Source organism: Sulfolobus islandicus Y.N.15.51 (assembly GCF_000022485.1).
GTDB classification, from domain to species: domain Archaea; phylum Thermoproteota; class Thermoprotei_A; order Sulfolobales; family Sulfolobaceae; genus Saccharolobus; species Saccharolobus islandicus.
Genome location: NC_012623.1, coordinates 1,779,136 through 1,799,468, shown reverse-complemented (window position 1 = coordinate 1,799,468; position 20,333 = coordinate 1,779,136). Strand labels below are relative to the sequence as shown.

Below are 20,333 nucleotides of genomic sequence, written 5' to 3'. Positions count from 1 at the left end.
TTTCGACAAATCTTTTAATATATCAGTTAACTATAAATGAGTAAACGTTTTATTTTAATTTATCATTATATAATTTATGGGATATTTCGATAATGTTCCCACTAGCATTAAGGTTAAGTCATTCTTTGTCTCATCTGCAGGTTTCTTTCTAGACGGATATGATTTATCCGTAATATCTTTTGCTGTTTATTTCATTGCAAATGAATTTAAATTAATATCAATACAAACGGGACTAATCACGTCAGCGTCATTAATAGGCATGATATTTGGGGCTATGTTATTTGGCTGGTTATCAGATAAGATGGGAAGGAGCCGGATAATGGGAATAGATTTAATCTTTTTTGCAGTATTTGGATTAGCTTCAGCATTATCTCAAAACTTCCTCGAACTTTTTATTTCAAGATTACTTTTAGGGATAGGAATAGGCGGTGATTATCCGGTCAGCAGTACTTTAATGGCTGAGTTCTCTCCCTCAATTAGTAGGGGAAGATATCTAACTGGTAGTGTATCTATGTATTGGATAGGAACTCTTCTCTCAGCCTTAGTCACACTATTTTTATTACCGTTAGGACCTTATTTTTGGAGATGGGTGTTCCTAGTTGGGGCTATAATATCTATTCCTATAATTCTGATCAGAATACGTCTCAGCGAATCACCGAGATGGCTAATCTCTAAGGGAATTATAAAGGACAATAATTTACTCAGACAAGATGATGAAAATAAGGGGGTTGAGGGCTATCTGGACTTATTTAAGGGAGAAGTCTTATATGTTACTATCTTCGTCTCTAGCGTATGGTTCCTCTTTGATGTAGCTTCTTATGGAATAGGTCTTTATTACCCATTTATATTAAGGCAATTCGCTTTTCCTTCAAATTACGAAGTACTTTATGGTACAATGTTAATAGCTATAGGAGCTATTATAGGTTATACAATTGCAGAATTCTTCATTGATTCCTTAGGTAGGAGAGTGGTACTTTTAGTGGGATTAGGCTCCATGGCTTTCCTATTAATATTAGGAGGATTGGTTAAGGTTACGGGAACTTTTCTAGTACCCTATTTCATGTCATTTGTGTCCTTAGAACAATGGGCAGGTGCAGTAACGTTATTTTATCCAACTGAACTCTTTCCGACCTCAGTTAGATCTAGTGGACAAGGTTTCGCAACTTCTGTTAGTAGAATAGGTGCAGTTTTAGGTGTAACATACTTCCCTACAATGACTAAATTATTAGGATTCTCAGCTTCCCTATTAGTATTTGGAATTATTTGCACTTTAGCATTTATAATATCCTTATTTATGGCTAAAGAAACTAAGAAGAAGTCTTTAGAAGAGACCTCAATAGGACTTAAAACTATCTAGTATAACTTAACGGTTTGAAGAAATTTTTAGGATTAATTTGAACTATTTTATCCATAGCCTCCTTAGAGATTTGTATCTGTAAAAATTCAAGTAAGTTTTCCTTAATTCCTTTTACTCCAATATCTGGGTAATCACTACCATAAAGGCATTTATCCTTAATCTCCTCTAACCTAGGCAAATATTCTAACACCTTCCTCGGTGGTATACTTGATAGATCTAAGTAAATGTTCCTTCTGATTCTAGTCAATTGAAATGCTGTATTTACCCAAATAGGTCTTCCTGCATGAGCTAATATAATTGAAAGCTTTGGGAAGTCCACTGATAAATCATCAGCAAATACTGGATCTCCATATTTATTTCTGGCAAATGGGAAATAGCTCGTTCCAGTGTGAATTATAATGGGCATTTTATGGTCTTGTGCGAATTCATATAATATTTCTAACTGTTTCAATCCTCTCTCTTCCTGCCTATACGTATTAGGTTTAAGCCACATATGGGGAGGATGAATCTTAAAGCCAGATACTCCAGCCTCATATTGTCTCTCTATCCAGTATTTAGTCTCGCTTTCGGATAAATGATTCACCTGAACCCCTCCAACTATAGAAAATCTACCGGAATATTTTCTAAAGAAATCAATTGCTCTTATCACTATTTCTTCATTAGAGCCCCACATTTCTCTTGATGGATATACTATGTTAACCACATAGTCTAAGTTTGCCTCATCCATCTCCTTAATTACGTCATTTACGTTAGTTCTATTCTCAGCGTTTTTAGCAATGCCACTTATTCTCCTTTTCATCTCCTCGGATAGAATTTCCTCTACCCAGATATGAACATGAGAATCTACGCATCCCATACTAGTTATTAGTACAAAAAAATGTTTTTAAAGGTTTTTATTACGATAAAATCTGATAAATATCATAAAAATGACAAAATGATAATATTTTAATTTTATGGGATAATTACCTTGGCTATTAAAGAAATTTTACACAAATAAATGTTGCACATATTTGTGAACTAATTTAAAGTGAAACTTATTTATTTATAACCTCTCTTAGTTCATTTAATACGTTAATGTCATCTAAAGCCGATATATCCCCTAATTGCTCATTGGAAAGTAAAGCCCTAAGTAACCTCCTCATTATCTTAGCACTCTTAGTTTTAGGCAATCTCCTAACTATGAAGATATCATCTACTAAGTATCCCTTGTCTCTTAGATAATTTCTGACACTGTCTACTGATATGTTAATATCAGCCTTAGGCACTATAAAGGCAGCTACTCTATAACTATTATTCCTATTATAACCTACTACAGCAGCCTCTGCTATGTTGGGATTACTTACTAAAATCCCTTCAATTTCCATGGTCCCTACTCTATTACCGCTAGCTAATATTATATCATCAACTCTTCCTAAAACGTAAAGATATCCGTCATCATCATAAAATCCATAATCACCAGTATAAACGTAGTTGGGAAACCTCGAAGTATAAATTTTTATAAACCTCTCCATATTAGGGTCATTCCATAGTCTACCCATTGCGGGATTAAGCATGCTTAGAACAATGTAACCTTTCTGATTAGGTGGTAAAGGCTTACCGTCATCATCAACTACCTTAACGCCAAAGAATTTTAACCCAGCTGAACCAGCTTTATAGGGAATTTCACCTAGTCCAAAAGGAGTTGCGGCTATGGGAAATCCATATTCGGTCATCCAATATGAGTCAGCGATAAATACATCAGGCATGTTCTCCCTTAACCATTGCCATGTTCCAGGGTTAAGAGGCTCTCCAGTATTTAGTATTAATCTTAATGAACTTATATCTCCTGCCTTTACAGATTTCTCACCTAAGCTTTTAAGCATGTTAAGTAGCGTGGTAGGCATCCAGACCAAATTAACGTTAAATCTCTCAATAACCCTTGAGAATAATTCCCTTTTATATCCTATGAAACCCTCAAATATTACTCCAGTTAATCTCTTTTGGGGAATGAAGTGAATATTCCCTCCCCAAGTTAACCATCCTAAATCTGAGAGAATCCAAATTACGTCTTCTCCCTCACGGAATCCTAAAACTGCCTTAAGTGCCCATGTTGAAGCTACTATATATGCTAAAGAGGAATATATTCCCTTGGGTTTTCCAGTAGTGCCGGAGGTATAAGCAATTATTACTGGATCGTTAGACTCTATCTCTTCTGGTTTAACGTAAATTTTACCCTTAGGAACTACGTCTTCATATAATAAATCCCTATTCTGAACTAAGTTAAAATCCGAAAATCCTCTACCTACTACTATTACCTTCTCCACGGGAGTTTTATACTCACTTAATACTTTATCGACGTAGTCCTTAATCCTTATCTCACTCCCATTTCTAAATCCCTTTGATGCAGTTACCAGAATTTTAGATCCACTATCATTTAGCCTCTCAGCAAAGATCTGTGGTGATAAGCCAAGGTAGTGCATTGCTATTATCCCTCCTAATCGATATATTGCTAAGGCGAAATATAGTGCCTCTGGTATGTTAGGCATTAATAAGGATACAGTATCTCCCTTTTTAACTCCCAACTCCTTTAAGAGATAACTTACTCTGTTTACCTCATAGAATAGATCCCAGTAAGTTATCACTTTAGTAAATCCGTTCTCATTCATATAGTAGAACGCAACTTTATCTTTATTTTCATCTAGATTAAAGTCTATTGCATTCCAACATATATTTGATTTCCCTCCTATATACCACCTTATTTTCGGTGGTTCCCCTTCTGCTACATCTCTAGGTTCTACAATCCATTTTATCATATTCCTAGTTTCCCACCAAAATTTAAGGGGATTTTCTTCAACTTCCTTTATAAACTTTCTAATTTTAGATAATGAATATAGCTCCATTATACTAATAATAGTTTAAAAAAATATATAAAGTTTACTATCAAGCTTTAGGTTTATAGAATAAAAAATTAAACACTTAAATATATTTATATATAACTTTTCCAGGTGGCAGTATCATGTCAAATCTTCCGAAATAGGCACTTACTAATTCCACTGGACCGAATTTAAATAAGGGATCCGTTAAACTTTCCTCCACGAAGTTTAGTAATAATTTCCCAGTCCATAATTCCAAGGAATTATCACTCGTTGAAACTCTAGGCATCATTTTAACTTCAACTTTAACTAATTCTATTGAAGGTTTAGATTCAGCATCTGGATTAGGAATTATTTTAAGGAGAAGAGTTGGAGACGAACCAATTCCAGTTGATTGCAATTCCTCTAGTTTCGCCTGCCTCTCAATCCTCATTTGGGCACTTATTAACTTTCTTCCAGTTGGTCTTTCTAAACTTGCCTCTACGCTCTCTCCCTTTATTTCTAATTTCATATTAGCAAACTTCTTAGGAAATCCCCATATCTCCCTACCAGCAGTAAGAGCAGCGTCATTATCCACGTAAATGTATGAAATGAAGAGATGGGGCTGATTTTGGTAAAGGACTAAGGGGGCTAATACAACTTCGTTGTATGATCCGTAAAGGCTTGAAAATGGGTAATACGCTTGGAAATAGAGGAACAATGGCTTATTATCTCCTAATGTTACTAAGTCTAAGTTATCTGGTATTGTTTCAATAATTCCGTCTGGATTTCCCTTAAATACTCCCATCAGTATTGGGCAATCCCTATAATAGGCTGGTGGTTTCAAATATAGAGGAGCGTTACCAGGCATGGCAAATACTTGGTTTACGTTTAGTTTACCCTTCATATTCCCATATATATGTCTCTTTTTTAGCTTAATAAACTTTAATCATAAATTCTCGGAGAAGAATAAAGTTTTAAAAAGAAGTTTGCATAGTTAAATATATATGATATCTGAAAAGGAGAGGGAACTATTAAGAAGAGTGTGGAACGAATCCTTAATGAAACAACTAGCCCACGTTAGAAGTAGGAGATTCGGGCTGGGATATAGATATGATACTGGAGAGGCTATTAGAAAAGGAAATTTGGTGGTTGAGTATCCTAAAGGATTATTAGAGTTTAAGTCCCAAAAGAAGCCCATACCCTTATCTGATGTAGAGAATGCTTTAATTACTTGGGCTGCCGCAGGTCCAAATGGGTTAATCTTAGCAGATTTAGGAGTTAGCAATAATGTTGCAACCTTCATTTACGCTACTGGAAGAACGATACCTGGTCCAGATAATGATCAAGCTCTTGATCTAATTTATATAATTGATGATGGAGTTTACTTCTATAAACCTCCACAAGCCTCAAAGATATATGAAATCGAAAGTGAAGAAGATCTGGGAAAAATAGTAGATTGGTATAAGAATTATTCCATTAAGTTAGCTAATGGGAGAACTGACTTAGCTGGTACATTACCCTTCGCAATGGTATTTAATAAGAACTTTAACGAAAATGGCAGTACTTTATTGCTTCCCATATATGACGCGTCGAGGGTGATAGTTAATATACTGTTCCACTATTTTGAATATGAAAGAGTTCCCATAATTGACGATAACACTGGTCAACTTGCAGATCAAAATGGGGTGATGAAGAGATTAGTAGATAAAGGGATTTTATCCTCCCAGATACCAATGACAATGGATCTATTAGATAGGGCAATAGGTGCAGTAGCTGGAGTAGTTGTAGGAACTTCAGTTCAAAACGTAAGATTAATAAGCGAGGCTATAGGTCTTGGCGATTGGATTTTTGGTGGAATTTACGATTATACTATAATGGGTGCATTTGCACCTCAATTTAGGGGTTTAGAGGAAGCAGGGGCTGTAGTTTGTCAACCTCCAGAGAAAAGTAAGAGAATCTGGCCGTATAAGGTCGGAATAAAGAACGTTAAAATGAGCTTTTCTATAATAGAGGGCTGTAAGGATTCATCCTATAAGAATGGTAGGGAATTAGTAGAGGCTTTCCTTGACATAAAGTATGGCAAATATAAGGAGCCAAACAACTTAGAATATGATGGAATATGGAGCCCCAATAGGGATCCTAATCTAGTAGCATGGAAGAGAGACATTTACGAAATGCTTAGAAGAGATGAGAAGATTAAAGTTAAAGAAGATATAAAGGAAGCTGTAATATCGTTTATAGATTACTCAGTAGCAAAATATGGAATGTTCCCTAGAGTTGACCCAATATGGATACCAATGGCGATACAAGTTCATCACTTAGATATAGACTTCTATAAAAAATACTACAAGGAAGAAGTACTTACTGAGAATATATTAAGACATTTTGAGATATGGCATTAAGGTGCGATAAATAATGAAATTTCCTAGTCTTGAATGGGCTGAGAAATTATGTAATGAGATAAATAATATTGAGATAGATGAGATAAGGTCGTGGAACTGGGATATATTATTTATATTAAGAAATGTGAAAAATAATGATATGAAATTTAAGGTAAATATAAAGGCAGGGAAGTGCCTAGGAGTTGAAGAAGATGGAGGTGCTGACTATATAATTGAAGGGGATTATGATATATGGAAGTCCATATTGTTAGGCGAATTAGACTTAGCAGTAGCCTTACTAGCTGGTAAGCTTAAATTAATTAAGGGTGATAGGCTCAATTTATTAAGACATATTAGAGCTGCAGTTAACATTGCGAGTATAATAAGAGCTAAGGGATTGACTAACGATCTGGAAATTATGTAAAAAATGTTAACATAAGCTTATTAAGTTTTTTATCAAATACTAGTCTAATGAAATATGAAGAATTAGTCAGAAATTTTAGTTGGAATGAGGTAAAAAATTACTTTGGCAAGGATTTTAGGGATAAGTTAATAAGGGATAGTAGCGATACAGCAGTATTCAGAGTAGATAGTAAATGGGATAAGGAATCCCTATCATACTCCCAATTAAAAGACAAAGCTCAGAGACTAAGTGCGTTTTTAAGACATCAATTTAAGGTAAAGAAAGGTGACGTAGTAGCTTGTCTAGCATCTAAGAAAGTTGAACAAGTAGTTTATTTAGTTTCTAGCTGGATATTAGGAGTAATATATGAGCCTTTATTCACGGCTTTCGGACCTGCTGCAATAGAGATGAGGACTAGAGATAGAAAGCCTAAAGTTATACTAGCACAAGATGATCAGTACGATAAAATCAAGGACATGTTCAATAATATAATTACATTTCCAGGAAAGACAGGAAATTCTGTATCCCTTGATGAAGCCATATCTTATGATATGTTGAGGAGAGAGGAATGGGAGAAGATCTCATACGACGATCCCTCTGGCTTACAATACACTTCTGGTACTACGGGGAGGCCTAAGGGAGCATTACAAAACTTCAGAACACTTTATAGCCTATATGTTTACATAAAGTACGGTATTGGTTTAAGAGAAGATGACGTATTCTGGACTCCAGCAGACCCAGGTTGGGCTTATGGCCTCGGAGTAGGGATAATATCTCCTATAATATTCGGGAAAACTGTAATATTTTTCGATAAGCTATTCTCTCCTGAAGATACTCTGAAATTCATTGAAGATTTTAAAATTTCTAATTTCGCTTTCGTGCCAACTGCTTATAGGATGATAATGGGAACTGTAAAAGAGCCTAAAAAATTTAACTTAAGGATTACTAGAGCTAGCTCTGCAGGAGAACCATTAAATCCAGAAGTTATAAGGTGGTTTAAGGAAAATTTAGGCTTCATGATCAAGGACCATTACGGTCAAACTGAATCTGGAATGGTAGTTTATAACGGCTGGGGTTATGAGGCTGACGTTAAACCGGGCAGTATGGGATTACCTGCACCAGGATATCAGGTCACTGTAATCGATGGAGTAATAGCAGTTAACAAGAATTGTGAGGGATTCTATTTCTTAGGTTATATAAATGACGAAGAGAGAACTAAGAAGGTATTTAAAGGAGATTGGTATTTAACCGGTGATGCTGCAGAAATAGATAAGGATGGGTACTTCTGGTTCATCGGGAGAGAGGATGAGGTAATAAAGGTGTCAGGATATAGGGCGAGTCCATTTGAAATAGAAAGTGTTCTAATACAACATCCTGCAATTATGGAAGCAGCGGTAATAGGAGTAGATGACCCAGTTAAGGGAAAGATAATTAAAGCTTACGTAGTTTTAAAGCCAAATTATAAGCCCTCAAGTGATTTAGCGAATGAGATAATTAACTTCGTAAGGGAAAAGTACTCAAGACATGCATATCCAAGGGAAGTGAAATTCGTTACCTCACTTCCTAAGACTGAGAGCGGTAAAATACAAAAATATAAGCTGAAAGAATTAGGATGAATTCATAGTATCTAACTAAAACTGATTTTTTACAGAATTTAATATATCATGAAATACAGAATTTATTTTAATAAAGATTGTCCGCAAAATATATAAGTTAACGTAATTATTAAATCATATGAATATAAGGTTGTTATACTTCGAGGGAGCGGATCCCCAAATTTTTAACCTAGCCTCAATACTCTCATACGCATATTCAACTGGTGAATTGAAAGAAATGCCTCCTACACTGATAGTAATGGAAGGATTCAGCAGACCTTTCTCTTATTTAGGTTATTACCAAGATGTTGATAAAGAGGTTAAACTAGATAATGTTACGAAATATAATGTAGAATTAGTTAGAAGATGGAAGCTGGGAATGGGTAATATATTCATGGATAAGATTACCGGCGGATGGGCTATAATTTTTCCACAAAAGGTCTTTAAGAATTCCGCAGAAGCTTACGATATTCTAGTGGGTAGAGTGTTCCTTGATACTGTGAAAAATCTTGGAGTTACAAACGCTGAGTACGTTAGCCCTAACGATATAAGGGTAAAAGGGAAGAAGTTATGCGGAACTGGAGTTAGCATATTAAACGATAAAAGAGAAGTAGTATTTTTCAATGGCTTCACGAACTTATGGAAACCCGATCCAGAATTACCCTTCAAGATCCTTAACATCCCTCCAGAGAAATTCGCAGATAAGGCAATTAAAAAACCAGAAGAGTACTTTGCAGCAATAGAAATAGACGGAAACTTAACCCCAAAACTAGGAGACTTTAAAGAAGCCTTAGTGAAGGCTATAAGTAAAGAATTTAACGCAAAGGTAGAAACGGAAGAATTATCTGATGAGGAGGAGAACGTTTGGAGGAAATATTTAAACATATTAAAATCAGAGGGTTTTATCTTCAGAAGGTCTACTGGAAAATTCATTACAAAGAACAGAGGTTATGAGTATAGGTTTGCCCAGAAGAAGTACAGGAAACTTGTCCAAGCTTCATTAGCGTTAGATGATAATAATAGAATTAAAGATGTGATGATCACGGGTGACTTTGGATTAGTTCCTCCAGATCTAGATGAGGACATAACCAAGGAACTGATAGAGTTAACATGTGATGATTTTGAAGTAGCTAAAAATAGAGTTTTAAAGCTAATGAAAAACGGATACGAAATTATAGGTGCCTCCCCAGAAGAGTTCATTACTCCAGTATTTATGGCATGTAGTGGATATTAAATATTTAAATATTTTTAATATGATTTTCTATAAAACGAAGACAATCATTTAAATCTTTGCGCTAAAGATAATATTGACATAGTATGAAATTAAAGACGTTGATTTTTACGATTCTTGGAGACTATAATTTGAGTAAGAAGAATGGTGCAATAAGGGCTAGAAGTCTAGTAAAATTAGTCGGACCCTTTGGCTTCACTAATAGTGCAGTCAGAACTACGTTGCATAGATTAAAACGAGAAGGGTTAATAACTAGTGTAAATAGAGGTAGTTATACGTTTTCTCAAGAGACACTGTTAAAGTTCGAGACTGCGATAAGGAGGGTTAAGGAGTGGAGATTCGGACATTGGGACGGGAAATGGAGGGTAGTAGTGTATAATTTCGGCGAGGATAATAAGGCGTTAAGGAATAAAATAAGAAGAGAATTAAAGTGGTTAGGTTTTGGAACCTTGGCCTCATCAACGTGGGTTTCCCCTAATCCTTTAGAAGATGTAGTAAATGAGATGATAGAGAAATATTGGAAAGATGGAGGAAAGGTCTACTTATTCATAGCCTATTTTCCACAAGACCCGCAGATCATAATAAGGACGTGCTGGAATTTAAGTGAAATAGAGTTAAAGTATAAGGAGTTCATAAGTAAGTGGATAGGATTGTTGAATAAAATAGATAAACTATCGCCAGCTGAAGCTTTCGTAAATAAGATAACAATACTTCACGAGTATAGGAAATTTCTTCACATAGATCCTGGATTACCTGAAGAACTCTTACCGAATAATTGGATAGGGTATGAAGCGTATAAACTATTTAAAAACATCTATGATTCTCTCACACCATTAGCTAATAAATACTTTGAGAGCGTCTATGAAGAATAATTAAGTTTATTAATTTCATTTTGTAAATAACATATGTGAGCTTAGCTACCTTACTATATGAAAAAGGTAAGACTAATCCATCTAAAGCGTTCTTGATAGGGGAAAAAATGTTAACTTATAATGACGTAATAGAGGAAATATCCAGCATAGCCTCAAACTTTTCAGCTGGGGAGACTGTAGTACACTTGATGTATAATTCAATTCCCTCAATTCTCGCTTATTTAGCTGCATTCTGGGCAGGGTCGAAAATAATAGCGTTAGACCCATTAACCTCAGCAGAAGACCTCAAATTTATTTTAGAAGATGCAAAACCTGCAGTGGTAATTACAGATGACGAAATTTACAATAGAGAAAAAGACATTTTAAAGGGCTATAAGGTAATTACGCAATTACAAAAGAAGGAGGAGATAAGGGAACCTTACGAGTATAAGGATAATGAGGCTGGGCTAATCTATTATTATGCTGGAATAGCAGGAAAGACAATGCAAGTATTACATAGTCCTAGAAGGGTAATAAAGAACATTGAGGAGAGTTATAACACATCACAGATACAAGAGGTAAGATCAGTGTTAACAGTTCCCTTAGCTCACGTCTTAGGTAATAGCATATTTGGAATAACCATAAAATCTGGCGGAACAGTTTATGTAATGAGGAAGTTTAACGTTAAAGAACTAATTAATGCCATACAGACGTATAGAATAAACTACCTATCCACCGTTCCAATGATTTATGATTCTTTACTCTCAGAAAACGCCGATTTAAGCAGTCTAGAGCTTTGCATAAGCTCTGCTGCACCCCTATCTCTCAATACCTTAAAGTCCTTTAAGGAAAAATATGGAAAGGATTTATTGCAAGCTTACGGCTGCACAGAATGTCTAGGAGTAACTTATCAACCAAAGGAATACGCTGGAATATTGACCATAGGAAAACCCTTACCCAGTGTAGAAATAAAGATTGTTAAGGATGATGGAAAGGAAGCCAAAATAGGAGAAGTCGGAGAGTTATGGGTCAAATCTCCTTGGGTCATGTTAGGATATAAGGATCAAAGTGAGACAAAAAAAGTATTTGAAGGAGACTGGCTTAAGACGGGCGATTTAGTTACCATGGATGAGAGAGGTCTACTTTACTTCAGAGGGGTTAAGAAAAGGATGTTAAAGTATAAGGGATATCCAATATTCCCTAGGGATCTTGAAGACATATTAAAAACACACGAAATGGTTATAGACGCTAAAGTACTAGGAGAGGATGAGGGCAATTTAGGGCAGAAACCAGTAGCTTATGTAATAGTTAAGGAAAGAAGGAGTGGTTTAGAAGAAGAATTATTAAATTTCGTTAATTCTAAGGTAGCATTCTATAAGAAACTTAAAAAAGTATATATTGTAGATAAATTACCGTAAGGGAGATTCTAATGAGCGTAACACAGCAAGATCTCATAACTTACATAGAATCCCATCCTATGTCTAAACTCTTAGAGCTAAAAGTTGAAGAAATAACAGAGGATCGCGTAGTAGTTAAGTTTCCATTTAAAGAATTAATAAGTATTCCTGGATATATGGTTCACGGAGGAATTTCTATGTACGTTTTAGATACAGTTTGCTGGTCAGTTGCGAGACTAGTTTCAGATACTCAAGTTTTAACGTTAGAGTTAAAGTTCTCTTTCCTGGAACCTTTAAAGGGAAAAGAATTTAAAGTAATAGGAAAGATTTTAAAGAAAGGTAAGAGGACTATATTTGCGGAAGGCGAAATTTATAATGATAAAGGGAAGCTCTGTGTTAAGGCTTTAGGAACTTTTATGAAAGTAAGTTAAGTATATTTTATTTAGCATTTATGGAATTTTCCGTTAATTTACTATTTTTTACCAAGATGTTGTAGGAAGAAATCCCTTGCTGTCTTACTAGACCTTTCAAATTCCTTAACATACGCATCGAAATGTCCTCCAGGAAGTATTTCTAACTCCTTAGGTGGTAAAGCTCTCTCATAAGCTTCTAAAGCTAAATCCGTAGGTGTCAAAACGTCATTTTGAGCTAATATTAACATTATGGGTTTTGGACTAACACCTCTAATGAAATTTATGGGCTCATACATGGATAGATATTCTACGCTCCTTAAGGTTACCTCATTTTTCCAATTTGGAGCTCTTTTCTTGCCAGTCTCCGTAAACCATTCATAAGCATCTGCAGTAGGTAAAGCACACATTTCAGGAGGACTTTTGCAAACAACTGGAATAGTTAAGGGTTTTTCGCCCTTCATTCTCCTCTCATAATCCTCTGCAAACATAGCCCTTAATTGGGGTATCATATCGGATTTAACGAGTCTCCTTAAATTTTCAGAACCGCTAACTAAAGGAACTTGCGCAACTATAGCCTTGACTCTACTATCTAAAGAGCCTACTACTATTACATGTCCTCCACTATAGCTTGTTCCCCATATTCCTATCCTTTCTGGATCTACTTCAGATCTTAATCTAACATAGGATATAGCGTATCTATAATCCTTAACTTGTTGCCAGGGATCTATTTCTTGCCTAGGCTCTCCTTCACTTTCCCCAAAATTCCTATTATCGTAAACTAGGACTACGAAACCTGCTTTAGCGAAAACTTCTGCAAAACTATCAAGGTACATTTCTTTAACTGCAGAGAAACCATGAGCCATGACTATTGCTGGGAACTTTTCAGATCCTTCAGGAAGATAAAGCCAGCCCTTTAATTTAACTCCTTCAGAATAAAATTCTACGTTTAATCTCTTAAAGTTATATTCTCCATCATTTCTCATAAATATATTTAAGAATGATATACTTATAAATATTTGTTATAAGTTGTCTTTTTTAGACATCGATATATATGAAAAATTTTTAATGATAATTAGTTATACTTGAAAATATATAATTAGATAGATTTATGTTAAAGACTATAAATCTATAAAATACTATTAGTATAAATTAGTTTTGAAACGGTGATATTTTTATTTTAATTATATAAAATTTTAAAAATGTAACGCCATAACTTATAAATTTTAAGATAAAGAACTATATCTCGTTAAGTTTTATAGTTCAGATAAGCCAAATGATATATCTATTCTTGAAATTCTCATAAGGCTACTTAAAACATATTACCCGTAATTAAGACTAAGAACAATCAATTATTTAAAAGCTGGACAATACTATTTATGAATAATGACTAAAGTACTTGTAGCTACAGATATCCATATGCCATCACCTTACTTAGCTACGATATTAGAGGGGATAAAACTAGTAAAACCTGATGCACTTATAATTTCTGGAGACTTGAGTGTAGATGGAAAGCTGGGAGATATTGAAAAACTTTTCATAAAGTTAAAGAAAGCTAATCAGAAAATGAGAATAATTATAGTTTTAGGAAACCATGACTTATGGATACACGAGAAAGACATAGACAGCATTAGTAAGATAGAAAGAATAAATAAACTATGTGAAAAATATAACGTTGAATTATTAGATGCTATAAATAGGACTGAGTTAGGGGATTACGACGTTGTTGGTAATGTAGGTTGGTACGATTATTCTTTTGCCCCTGGTTATACCGATTTCGATTATGAAAACTGTAATCCCTACGGATTTAGTAAGGAGTATATAAAGAGTAATTGCATTTATCTTAATACTATAAGTCAGTGCTCATGCCCTAATTGGCATAACGACTGTATATATACAAAGCTCGAATCAAGAAGTTTTGCTAAGATAAATAAAGAGAAGATAGAAAGGAACATAAGGGGAAGGCAAACCATAATAGTCACACATCACGCACCATTTAAGGATTTGATTAAAGAACATTCATTCTTTAACGCTTATGATGGACAAGAGTTATCTAATATAATCTTTAATAATATAATCTTTAATTCTAACAAAAAGATAGTCTACTACATTTACGGGCATCTCCATGGAAATTCAGTAGCTCCTAAAATGACAATAAACGGAATTACTTTCATAAACGCCTATACATTTCAGTTCAAGCTTAAGGATTACATACAAAACGCTTTATTAAATCTCTAAACTTAGTCACTTCCATTTTTTATTTATATTATAATTGCTATGTTATTAACTGTTCTTTACAGCAAGATAGTTAAAAAATTTATAAACTGGATTTTGGTTAGAATATTTAAGGTGATGAAAGAAATTATAGTATGATGGGGGCTTAATAGGTGTATTCCCCCTGATAGTGATACATCTCGGCTTAATGTTTAAAAATAAGTATTACATATTAAGTGTTGGAGTAGATCACGTTCAGATTTTTAGCGAATCTATTTACGATAGTGTTAGTTGGAAAAATAACATACATATAGAGTTGAAAATTGATTGTTGATTTTTTATGATATAAAAAGTTATTTTTTCTTTTTTACCTTATTTAATATATATATTATCGGGATGATGTATTGTAACAATCCTCCTGCTAAACCAGAGTAGACGAGATATCGATGCACTGGCAACCTCAATATTAATATTATAGTCCCTAATATTATATCTATTAGTATTGTTATTAGTATTGTCACGATTATTAATATAGTTTTACTATCAATTTGTCTTATACTCATGGTTATTCTATTAAATAGGATTTGTATTATACTTATGCTCTTTATTAAAGGCATAACCCTTGTTCTCAAATCTTGCTGAACATTTTCTGATTTTCCTTTCTCGTTTATGTGCTTTTTAATGAGATGATAAATGAGATCTGCAAAGGATGTAGAGAAGGCTAAATAAGCTATCAATCCATTTATCCCTACTAATAGTTTGCCTATTTTAGGATTTATGTTTAGTACAAGATTAAAATGATCAATTAAAATATATAATATAATAATTACAGTTATCACTAAAAAACCCATTATCACACCATATATGAATTCCTTCCTTTCATCTGGGGAATTCAAGTATTTTTTCTCCCTTAATTTATTAAATATAGGTGTAAAGCCTACCATCGCAAATAACGTTAAACCTATCCAGTCTATTTCAGTTATCTGTATTTTATCACCTGTACCTAAGAGTGGGATGAGTAGGATTAGTGATGATGTATAATAGTATTTGAATTTTACAAAATATGTTGAATTTCTATAATAATACATTATTATAAAAAGTATAATAGAAATAAATACTGTTATAAATACTACGAACTCGAAGGGTAAGTTAAAGATTAAGGCTATGTCGTTATTTGCAAAATACGATAAATAACCTAAACTAGCTGGTACGTCATAAAAAACAAAGCCTATAATTAAGAATAGTTGTGCCCAATTATTTTCGTGTATTGACATTCTTTCTAGTCCTAAAATTACTAATATAGTTAATCCATATATTAGCATAATTAACGGAATTGTAAATATTAGAGAAAGTCCTTTCATGTCAAGATAATAGAAAATACCCAATCCTACAGTTGCAAAAAAAGATGTATAAATCCCTTCTTTAAAAGATTCTTGCTTAAAAAAGGCAGCAAGTATGCTGATTATAGCAAGTACTCTGATTATAGCAAGTACTCTGATTATAGAAGATCCCTTAATTTCTTTACCCATATCCTCCGCCTAAAAGAAGGTTTTTTATAGCCTGGCCTATTTCTCTAATATTTACCCTTATTTGCGCCTTCGTATCCCTATTTCTAATAGTTACTGTATTTTCATCTAAAGTTTTAGAATCTACAGTAACTACTAATGGGATACCTAGAGTATCAGCTTTAGCATATTGAGCCTCTATTTTACCTTTTTCAAATAATTTAAATGTAACGTAACCCAATGATCTTAATGTTAAATCGACTTTTTCTGCAACGTTAATATATTCATCGCTATGATGGATAGAGGCTATACCTACTTCTAAAGGCGATATTTTGTATGGTATTCTAAATAATGGCCAATTTCTATCTGATGGACTAGGGTCATAGTTTAGCAGTAAAACAGCCATTGCAATTCTATCTAGGCCAAAGGACGGTTCTACAACATGCGGGATCATACCGTTTTCACTTAAATTAGCACCAGAATGTTTAGAGTGCACAGTGAGATCATAATCCGTTCTGTAAGCATTGCCTATTATTTCGACCCAATCATCTTCTATATTTACTTCCACGTCTATCGTCCCCTTAGAGTAGAAGGCCCTCTCTTCAGGTGGTACGACTCTGAATCTAATCTTATTGCCAGGTAAACCTAGTTCATTGGTTAGCCATTGCCACTCTCTACCTATCCAAAAGGCTAGTCTGACATTCGGCACTAAACCTTTTTTAACGGCTTCATTTAACTCCATTTCGATAGTCTGTTCTTCATAAAATATGGGTAATCTAATCTCTTTAACGCTGTCATAAAGTGGATGTGAATCTAAATGAGAGGGTAGAACGAATTCTTCTATTTCCATCTGGACGAACTCTCTGAGCCTAGATCCACGGGGCGATATTTCATTTCTGTAAGATCTGCCTATTTGCGCTATAGCAAATGGTAACTTTAGTCCAATTGCTTTAAAATTCATGAAATTGATATAAATGTTTTGTGCAGTCTCTGGTCTTAATGCGGCATTTATCTCATCGGTCAAACCTACTGTGAGTTCCAACATTAGACTCTTTTGTTTTATTTCTTGTTCTTTTAGATCAGTTAAATCTCTAGGGCAGATTAGTTTACCATTAGTTTCCTTTAGTAAGTGATCTACTCTATAGGTATTCGAGCATTTTGGACATTTTATCACGGGATCGGTAAAATTGGCAAGATGTCCAGATGCCTCAAAGACGATTAATGGCAGTATCGTACTTCCATCCATTAAGAAGACATTAGGTATTTTCTTTATGAAGAAATTAATCCAGCTATCTATTATTTTCTGCCTTAGCATTGCACCTGGTGGTAGCCAATCTATAAATCCAGAAATATTTCTACCTTTGTAAATTTCTGCTGAATTAACGTAAAAGTTCCTTAGGAATCTTTCTACATCTTGCTTGTACTTAATTTGACTCAATTTTATTCAACCAATTATATTGTCTCACTCTATAATTTATAAATTTAACTGATGTTATCTCATTATATACATTCAACTAACTCACTAGATTATTTTGATTATAGAAATTTATTTAATTTATATTTGATCCATATAAGCACTACTGCTTTCGTCTTTAACAATGCTATGCGTTAATCTAATCGACGTAGGAGGTATATTAAGCGTACAAATAGTATAAATATTGAGTTATAAATCCTAATTTTGACAAAATATATTCAGAATCTCAGTTAGTATTTATATAAAGAAAATTTTTCCTATACATAATAAAATTATAATTAATAACTTACACTATACAGTTTTTAACATTTATTCTAATATTAATGTAAATAATACAAAAAATATTTTTTAAATTTTTCATCTTTTACTCATTTTTACTTCTTCTTTTAATTTGTTGATTATGTTCTTCTTCAGAGTTTTTACTTATAGTCTTTTTCATAATAGCTGCAACGGGGGCTAAAAGGGAGTTAAATCTAGTGTTAGTAATGGGAGCTGTTGGGCTGAGTGTGCTAAGGACCTTAATTCGCTTTGAACCCAACAGCCCCCAAGATATATTAGACAAAATGCACTATTAAAACTAAATGAGTGTGCTAAGGACCTTAAAAAGGAAGCTAATTAGCAAGAAGCCCAAGAACCTAAACGAGACTAGGGCAATACTTGGAAGGAATGAAAATTAGCGAAATAGCAAAAATACTACAAGTTCACAAGAGCACAGATGGATTAACGAATTCAAAAAGGAGGGAGAAAAATGCCTATTCCACAAGGAAAGAAAAGGAAGAAAAAAGAAGGTAAACGAGAGGGAAATAAAGGTAGAAGAAATACAAGGAAAAACCATATGGGAAGCAAAGGCCTACATAGAGGAGAAGTTCAACGTAAAAATAAGCTACGTAACAGCTTGGAGAATAGCGAGAAAAAGACTGAAAATTCCCTACATAAAACCCTACAAGATCGACAAGAAGAGACCAATAGATGCCGACTTATGGAGAGGTTTAGGGGTGTTATTAAGAAGGGCGTAAAAGTGTTTTTCATGGACGAGTCTGGTATTCGTCATGATCCCTCTAGGGTTTATATGTTGTTAGGGTTGATTATCCAAGTGTTAATATTCTAGCTTGTATTCCCTTGTTTGATGGTAAGCCTTGTTTTATGCTCACAATGTTGATTCTAGGGTTTTCGCTAATTTTCTTTACTTGCTTAGGGTTAGGAATTCTGGTAATGTCGTGTTGATTCTTGATAATGCTAAGTTTCACAAGTCTTCTTATGTTTTCGCTACCGCTTCTAGGCTTAACATTACTTTGCTTTTCTTGCCTCCCTATTCTCCTTAATTGAGTTGGTTTGGAAGGATTTGAAGCGTTGGGTTAATACTTATTATTACTCGTGTTATGCTCTAGGTACTTCAGATTAGCTATTTCTCAAGGCACTCTCAAGTAAACTACGAATTGCACTATCTTTAGCATAATCTAAGGGAATATGCCTCCCATTGTCGGCAATCCGCGGATCAGCACCATGCTCAAGCAAAACCCTAACAACGTCAACATGACCTTTATGTGCTGCCATATGCAATGGCGTTTGACCGTTATTATCTTTAGCGTTTGGGTCAGCACCACGCTCAAGCAAAACCCTAACAACGTCAACATGACCTTTATGTGCTGCCATATGCAATGGCGTTTGACCGTTATTATCTTTAGCGTTTGGGTCAGCACCACGCTCAAGCAAAACCCTAACAACGTCAACATCACCTTTATGTGCTGCCATATGCAATGGCGTTTGACCGTTATTATCTTTAGCGTTTGGGTCAGCACCACGCTCAAGCAAAACCCTAACAACGTCAACATCACCTTCTTGTGCTGCCATATGCAATGGCGTTTGACCGTTATTATCTTTAGCGTTTGGGTCAGCACCACGCTCAAGCAAAACCCTAACAACGTCAACATCACCTTTATGTGCTGCCATATGCAATGGCGTTTGACCGTTATTATCTTTAGCGTTTGGGTCAGCACCACGCTCAAGCAAAACCCTAACAACGTCAACATCACCTATTTGTGCTGCCATATGCAATGGCGTCAAGCCGTAGGATACTAATCTTTCTTCTTCCGCGCGTTTATTTATATACTCTATTAGCTCGTTCTTGTCATTAATACCTAGACCTACCTTAGCCCAATCTAGTATTTCAGGGTGCTGCTGTAAGATACTTTCAATATCACTAGTCAATCTATGTATTCTCTCTCTACCACTAACTTGAGAAGACGAACTTACTCTCGCTAAACCAGCTAGACCGAATGCTAATGAAGAAATAACTATATCTTTCTTTCTTAGTCTTTCTAAAATGTTTCTAACTGCCTGTATATCTTCTTTTAAAAAATCTGCTATTTCCTTAGGTGTAGTAGGCTTTCCAGCCTTAGAAAGAATATCTATACTTATAACCACTGCACATTCTGCTGGAGTTAATTTTTTTATGTTTGGGCTTTCCTTATCCTGCATACATACTTACTGTATATAGTTAGTCTAATAAATTTACTCGAAATAAAGAAAGATATAATAATATCTTAAGCCACTAGTTAGAGTAAAGTTAATATAATGTATTAAATTAATCTAAAAGATTTAGATTAAACAGAGAGGATCAAAATTAGTTATATATACTTAAGAGAGAGTCCAAGCATCAACTAATAATTAAAAATCTTGTT

Annotated in this window: 16 protein-coding genes and 1 pseudogene; 10 read left to right on the top strand and 7 right to left on the bottom strand. The window is 34.4% G+C overall.

Annotated features, from left to right (window positions below; all coding sequences use genetic code 11):
* Positions 1-76 precede the first annotated feature (76 nt).
* Positions 77-1,357 carry an MFS transporter gene (locus tag YN1551_RS09890; RefSeq protein WP_012717686.1) on the top strand — a complete coding sequence of 427 codons (1,281 nt, stop codon included), beginning with the start codon at positions 77-79 and terminating at the stop codon, positions 1,355-1,357.
* On the opposite strand, the gene YN1551_RS09885 is transcribed toward YN1551_RS09890, so the two are convergent.
* From YN1551_RS09885 to YN1551_RS09875, 3 genes are all read right to left on the bottom strand, one after another.
* The gene (locus YN1551_RS09885; RefSeq protein WP_012717685.1) at positions 1,350-2,213 is read right to left on the bottom strand and encodes an amidohydrolase family protein; all 864 of its coding nucleotides are present in this window, start codon (positions 2,211-2,213) and stop codon (positions 1,350-1,352) included. The genes YN1551_RS09890 and YN1551_RS09885 overlap by 8 nt on opposite strands.
* Before the next feature lie 178 nt (positions 2,214-2,391).
* Entirely contained in the window at positions 2,392-4,236 is a 1,845-nt protein-coding gene (locus YN1551_RS09880; protein ID WP_012717684.1) for an AMP-binding protein, read from the bottom strand.
* 76 nt (positions 4,237-4,312) lie between these two features.
* Positions 4,313-5,095, bottom strand: coding sequence for an acetoacetate decarboxylase family protein (locus tag YN1551_RS09875; RefSeq protein ID WP_012715898.1), 783 nt, complete (start codon positions 5,093-5,095; stop codon positions 4,313-4,315).
* A gap of 100 nt (positions 5,096-5,195) precedes the next feature.
* Here YN1551_RS09875 and YN1551_RS09870 point away from each other — a divergent pair, with 100 nt between their 5' ends.
* The 7 genes from YN1551_RS09870 (at position 5,196) to YN1551_RS09840 (ending at position 12,480) form a co-directional block, all read left to right on the top strand.
* Positions 5,196-6,593 carry a hypothetical protein gene (locus tag YN1551_RS09870; protein ID WP_012717683.1) on the top strand — a complete coding sequence of 466 codons (1,398 nt, stop codon included), beginning with the start codon at positions 5,196-5,198 and terminating at the stop codon, positions 6,591-6,593.
* Between the two features lie 13 nt (positions 6,594-6,606).
* Positions 6,607-6,996: an SCP2 sterol-binding domain-containing protein gene (locus tag YN1551_RS09865; RefSeq protein WP_009989590.1), complete on the top strand. Its 390-nt coding sequence runs from the start codon at positions 6,607-6,609 to the stop codon at positions 6,994-6,996.
* Between the two features lie 47 nt (positions 6,997-7,043).
* Positions 7,044-8,591: an acyl-CoA synthetase gene (locus tag YN1551_RS09860; protein ID WP_012713253.1), complete on the top strand. Its 1,548-nt coding sequence runs from the start codon at positions 7,044-7,046 to the stop codon at positions 8,589-8,591.
* A 118-nt stretch (positions 8,592-8,709) separates the two neighbouring features.
* Positions 8,710-9,804 carry a lipoate--protein ligase family protein gene (locus YN1551_RS09855; protein ID WP_012715901.1) on the top strand — a complete coding sequence of 365 codons (1,095 nt, stop codon included), beginning with the start codon at positions 8,710-8,712 and terminating at the stop codon, positions 9,802-9,804.
* A gap of 83 nt (positions 9,805-9,887) precedes the next feature.
* Positions 9,888-10,673, top strand: coding sequence for a PaaX family transcriptional regulator (locus YN1551_RS09850; RefSeq protein WP_012713255.1), 786 nt, complete (start codon positions 9,888-9,890; stop codon positions 10,671-10,673).
* 35 nt (positions 10,674-10,708) lie between these two features.
* The gene (locus YN1551_RS09845) at positions 10,709-12,070 is read left to right on the top strand and encodes a class I adenylate-forming enzyme family protein (protein WP_012717682.1); all 1,362 of its coding nucleotides are present in this window, start codon (positions 10,709-10,711) and stop codon (positions 12,068-12,070) included.
* Between the two features lie 11 nt (positions 12,071-12,081).
* Positions 12,082-12,480: a PaaI family thioesterase gene (locus YN1551_RS09840; protein ID WP_012717681.1), complete on the top strand. Its 399-nt coding sequence runs from the start codon at positions 12,082-12,084 to the stop codon at positions 12,478-12,480.
* Between the two features lie 41 nt (positions 12,481-12,521).
* On the opposite strand, the gene YN1551_RS09835 is transcribed toward YN1551_RS09840, so the two are convergent.
* Positions 12,522-13,445, bottom strand: coding sequence for an alpha/beta hydrolase (locus tag YN1551_RS09835; RefSeq protein WP_012717680.1), 924 nt, complete (start codon positions 13,443-13,445; stop codon positions 12,522-12,524).
* A 400-nt stretch (positions 13,446-13,845) separates the two neighbouring features.
* Between YN1551_RS09835 and YN1551_RS09830 the strand changes: the two genes are divergently transcribed.
* Positions 13,846-14,697: a metallophosphoesterase family protein gene (locus YN1551_RS09830; RefSeq protein WP_012717679.1), complete on the top strand. Its 852-nt coding sequence runs from the start codon at positions 13,846-13,848 to the stop codon at positions 14,695-14,697.
* A 329-nt stretch (positions 14,698-15,026) separates the two neighbouring features.
* Here YN1551_RS09830 and YN1551_RS09825 read toward each other — a convergent pair whose 3' ends face one another.
* Together YN1551_RS09825 and glyS are read right to left on the bottom strand one after the other, a co-directional pair.
* Positions 15,027-16,202 carry a hypothetical protein gene (locus YN1551_RS09825; protein WP_012717678.1) on the bottom strand — a complete coding sequence of 392 codons (1,176 nt, stop codon included), beginning with the start codon at positions 16,200-16,202 and terminating at the stop codon, positions 15,027-15,029.
* Complete coding sequence (glyS, locus tag YN1551_RS09820; protein ID WP_012717677.1) at positions 16,195-17,616, bottom strand: glycine--tRNA ligase; 1,422 nt, start codon at positions 17,614-17,616, stop codon at positions 16,195-16,197. The genes YN1551_RS09825 and glyS overlap by 8 nt, the downstream gene beginning before the upstream one ends.
* A 617-nt stretch (positions 17,617-18,233) precedes the next feature.
* On the opposite strand from glyS, the pseudogene YN1551_RS15980 reads away from it, so the two are divergent.
* Positions 18,234-19,040 (top strand): annotated as a pseudogene (locus YN1551_RS15980) (IS630 family transposase).
* Between the two features lie 10 nt (positions 19,041-19,050).
* Here YN1551_RS15980 and YN1551_RS17095 read toward each other — a convergent pair.
* Positions 19,051-20,130: an ankyrin repeat domain-containing protein gene (locus YN1551_RS17095; protein WP_012717676.1), complete on the bottom strand. Its 1,080-nt coding sequence runs from the start codon at positions 20,128-20,130 to the stop codon at positions 19,051-19,053.
* Positions 20,131-20,333 lie beyond the last annotated feature (203 nt).

Bases quoted from the DNA above. Each gene is read 5' to 3' on its own strand.
- YN1551_RS09890 (WP_012717686.1), top strand. From the start codon at position 77: ATGGGATATTTCGATAATGTTCCCACTAGCATTAAGGTTAAGTCATTC.
- YN1551_RS09885 (WP_012717685.1), bottom strand. From the start codon at position 2,213: ATGGGATGCGTAGATTCTCATGTTCATATCTGGGTAGAGGAAATTCTA.
- YN1551_RS09880 (WP_012717684.1), bottom strand. From the start codon at position 4,236: ATGGAGCTATATTCATTATCTAAAATTAGAAAGTTTATAAAGGAAGTT.
- YN1551_RS09875 (WP_012715898.1), bottom strand. From the start codon at position 5,095: ATGAAGGGTAAACTAAACGTAAACCAAGTATTTGCCATGCCTGGTAAC.
- YN1551_RS09870 (WP_012717683.1), top strand. From the start codon at position 5,196: ATGATATCTGAAAAGGAGAGGGAACTATTAAGAAGAGTGTGGAACGAA.
- YN1551_RS09865 (WP_009989590.1), top strand. From the start codon at position 6,607: ATGAAATTTCCTAGTCTTGAATGGGCTGAGAAATTATGTAATGAGATA.
- YN1551_RS09860 (WP_012713253.1), top strand. From the start codon at position 7,044: ATGAAATATGAAGAATTAGTCAGAAATTTTAGTTGGAATGAGGTAAAA.
- YN1551_RS09855 (WP_012715901.1), top strand. From the start codon at position 8,710: ATGAATATAAGGTTGTTATACTTCGAGGGAGCGGATCCCCAAATTTTT.
- YN1551_RS09850 (WP_012713255.1), top strand. From the start codon at position 9,888: ATGAAATTAAAGACGTTGATTTTTACGATTCTTGGAGACTATAATTTG.
- YN1551_RS09840 (WP_012717681.1), top strand. From the start codon at position 12,082: ATGAGCGTAACACAGCAAGATCTCATAACTTACATAGAATCCCATCCT.
- YN1551_RS09835 (WP_012717680.1), bottom strand. From the start codon at position 13,445: ATGAGAAATGATGGAGAATATAACTTTAAGAGATTAAACGTAGAATTT.
- YN1551_RS09830 (WP_012717679.1), top strand. From the start codon at position 13,846: ATGACTAAAGTACTTGTAGCTACAGATATCCATATGCCATCACCTTAC.
- YN1551_RS09825 (WP_012717678.1), bottom strand. From the start codon at position 16,202: ATGGGTAAAGAAATTAAGGGATCTTCTATAATCAGAGTACTTGCTATA.
- YN1551_RS17095 (WP_012717676.1), bottom strand. From the start codon at position 20,130: ATGCAGGATAAGGAAAGCCCAAACATAAAAAAATTAACTCCAGCAGAA.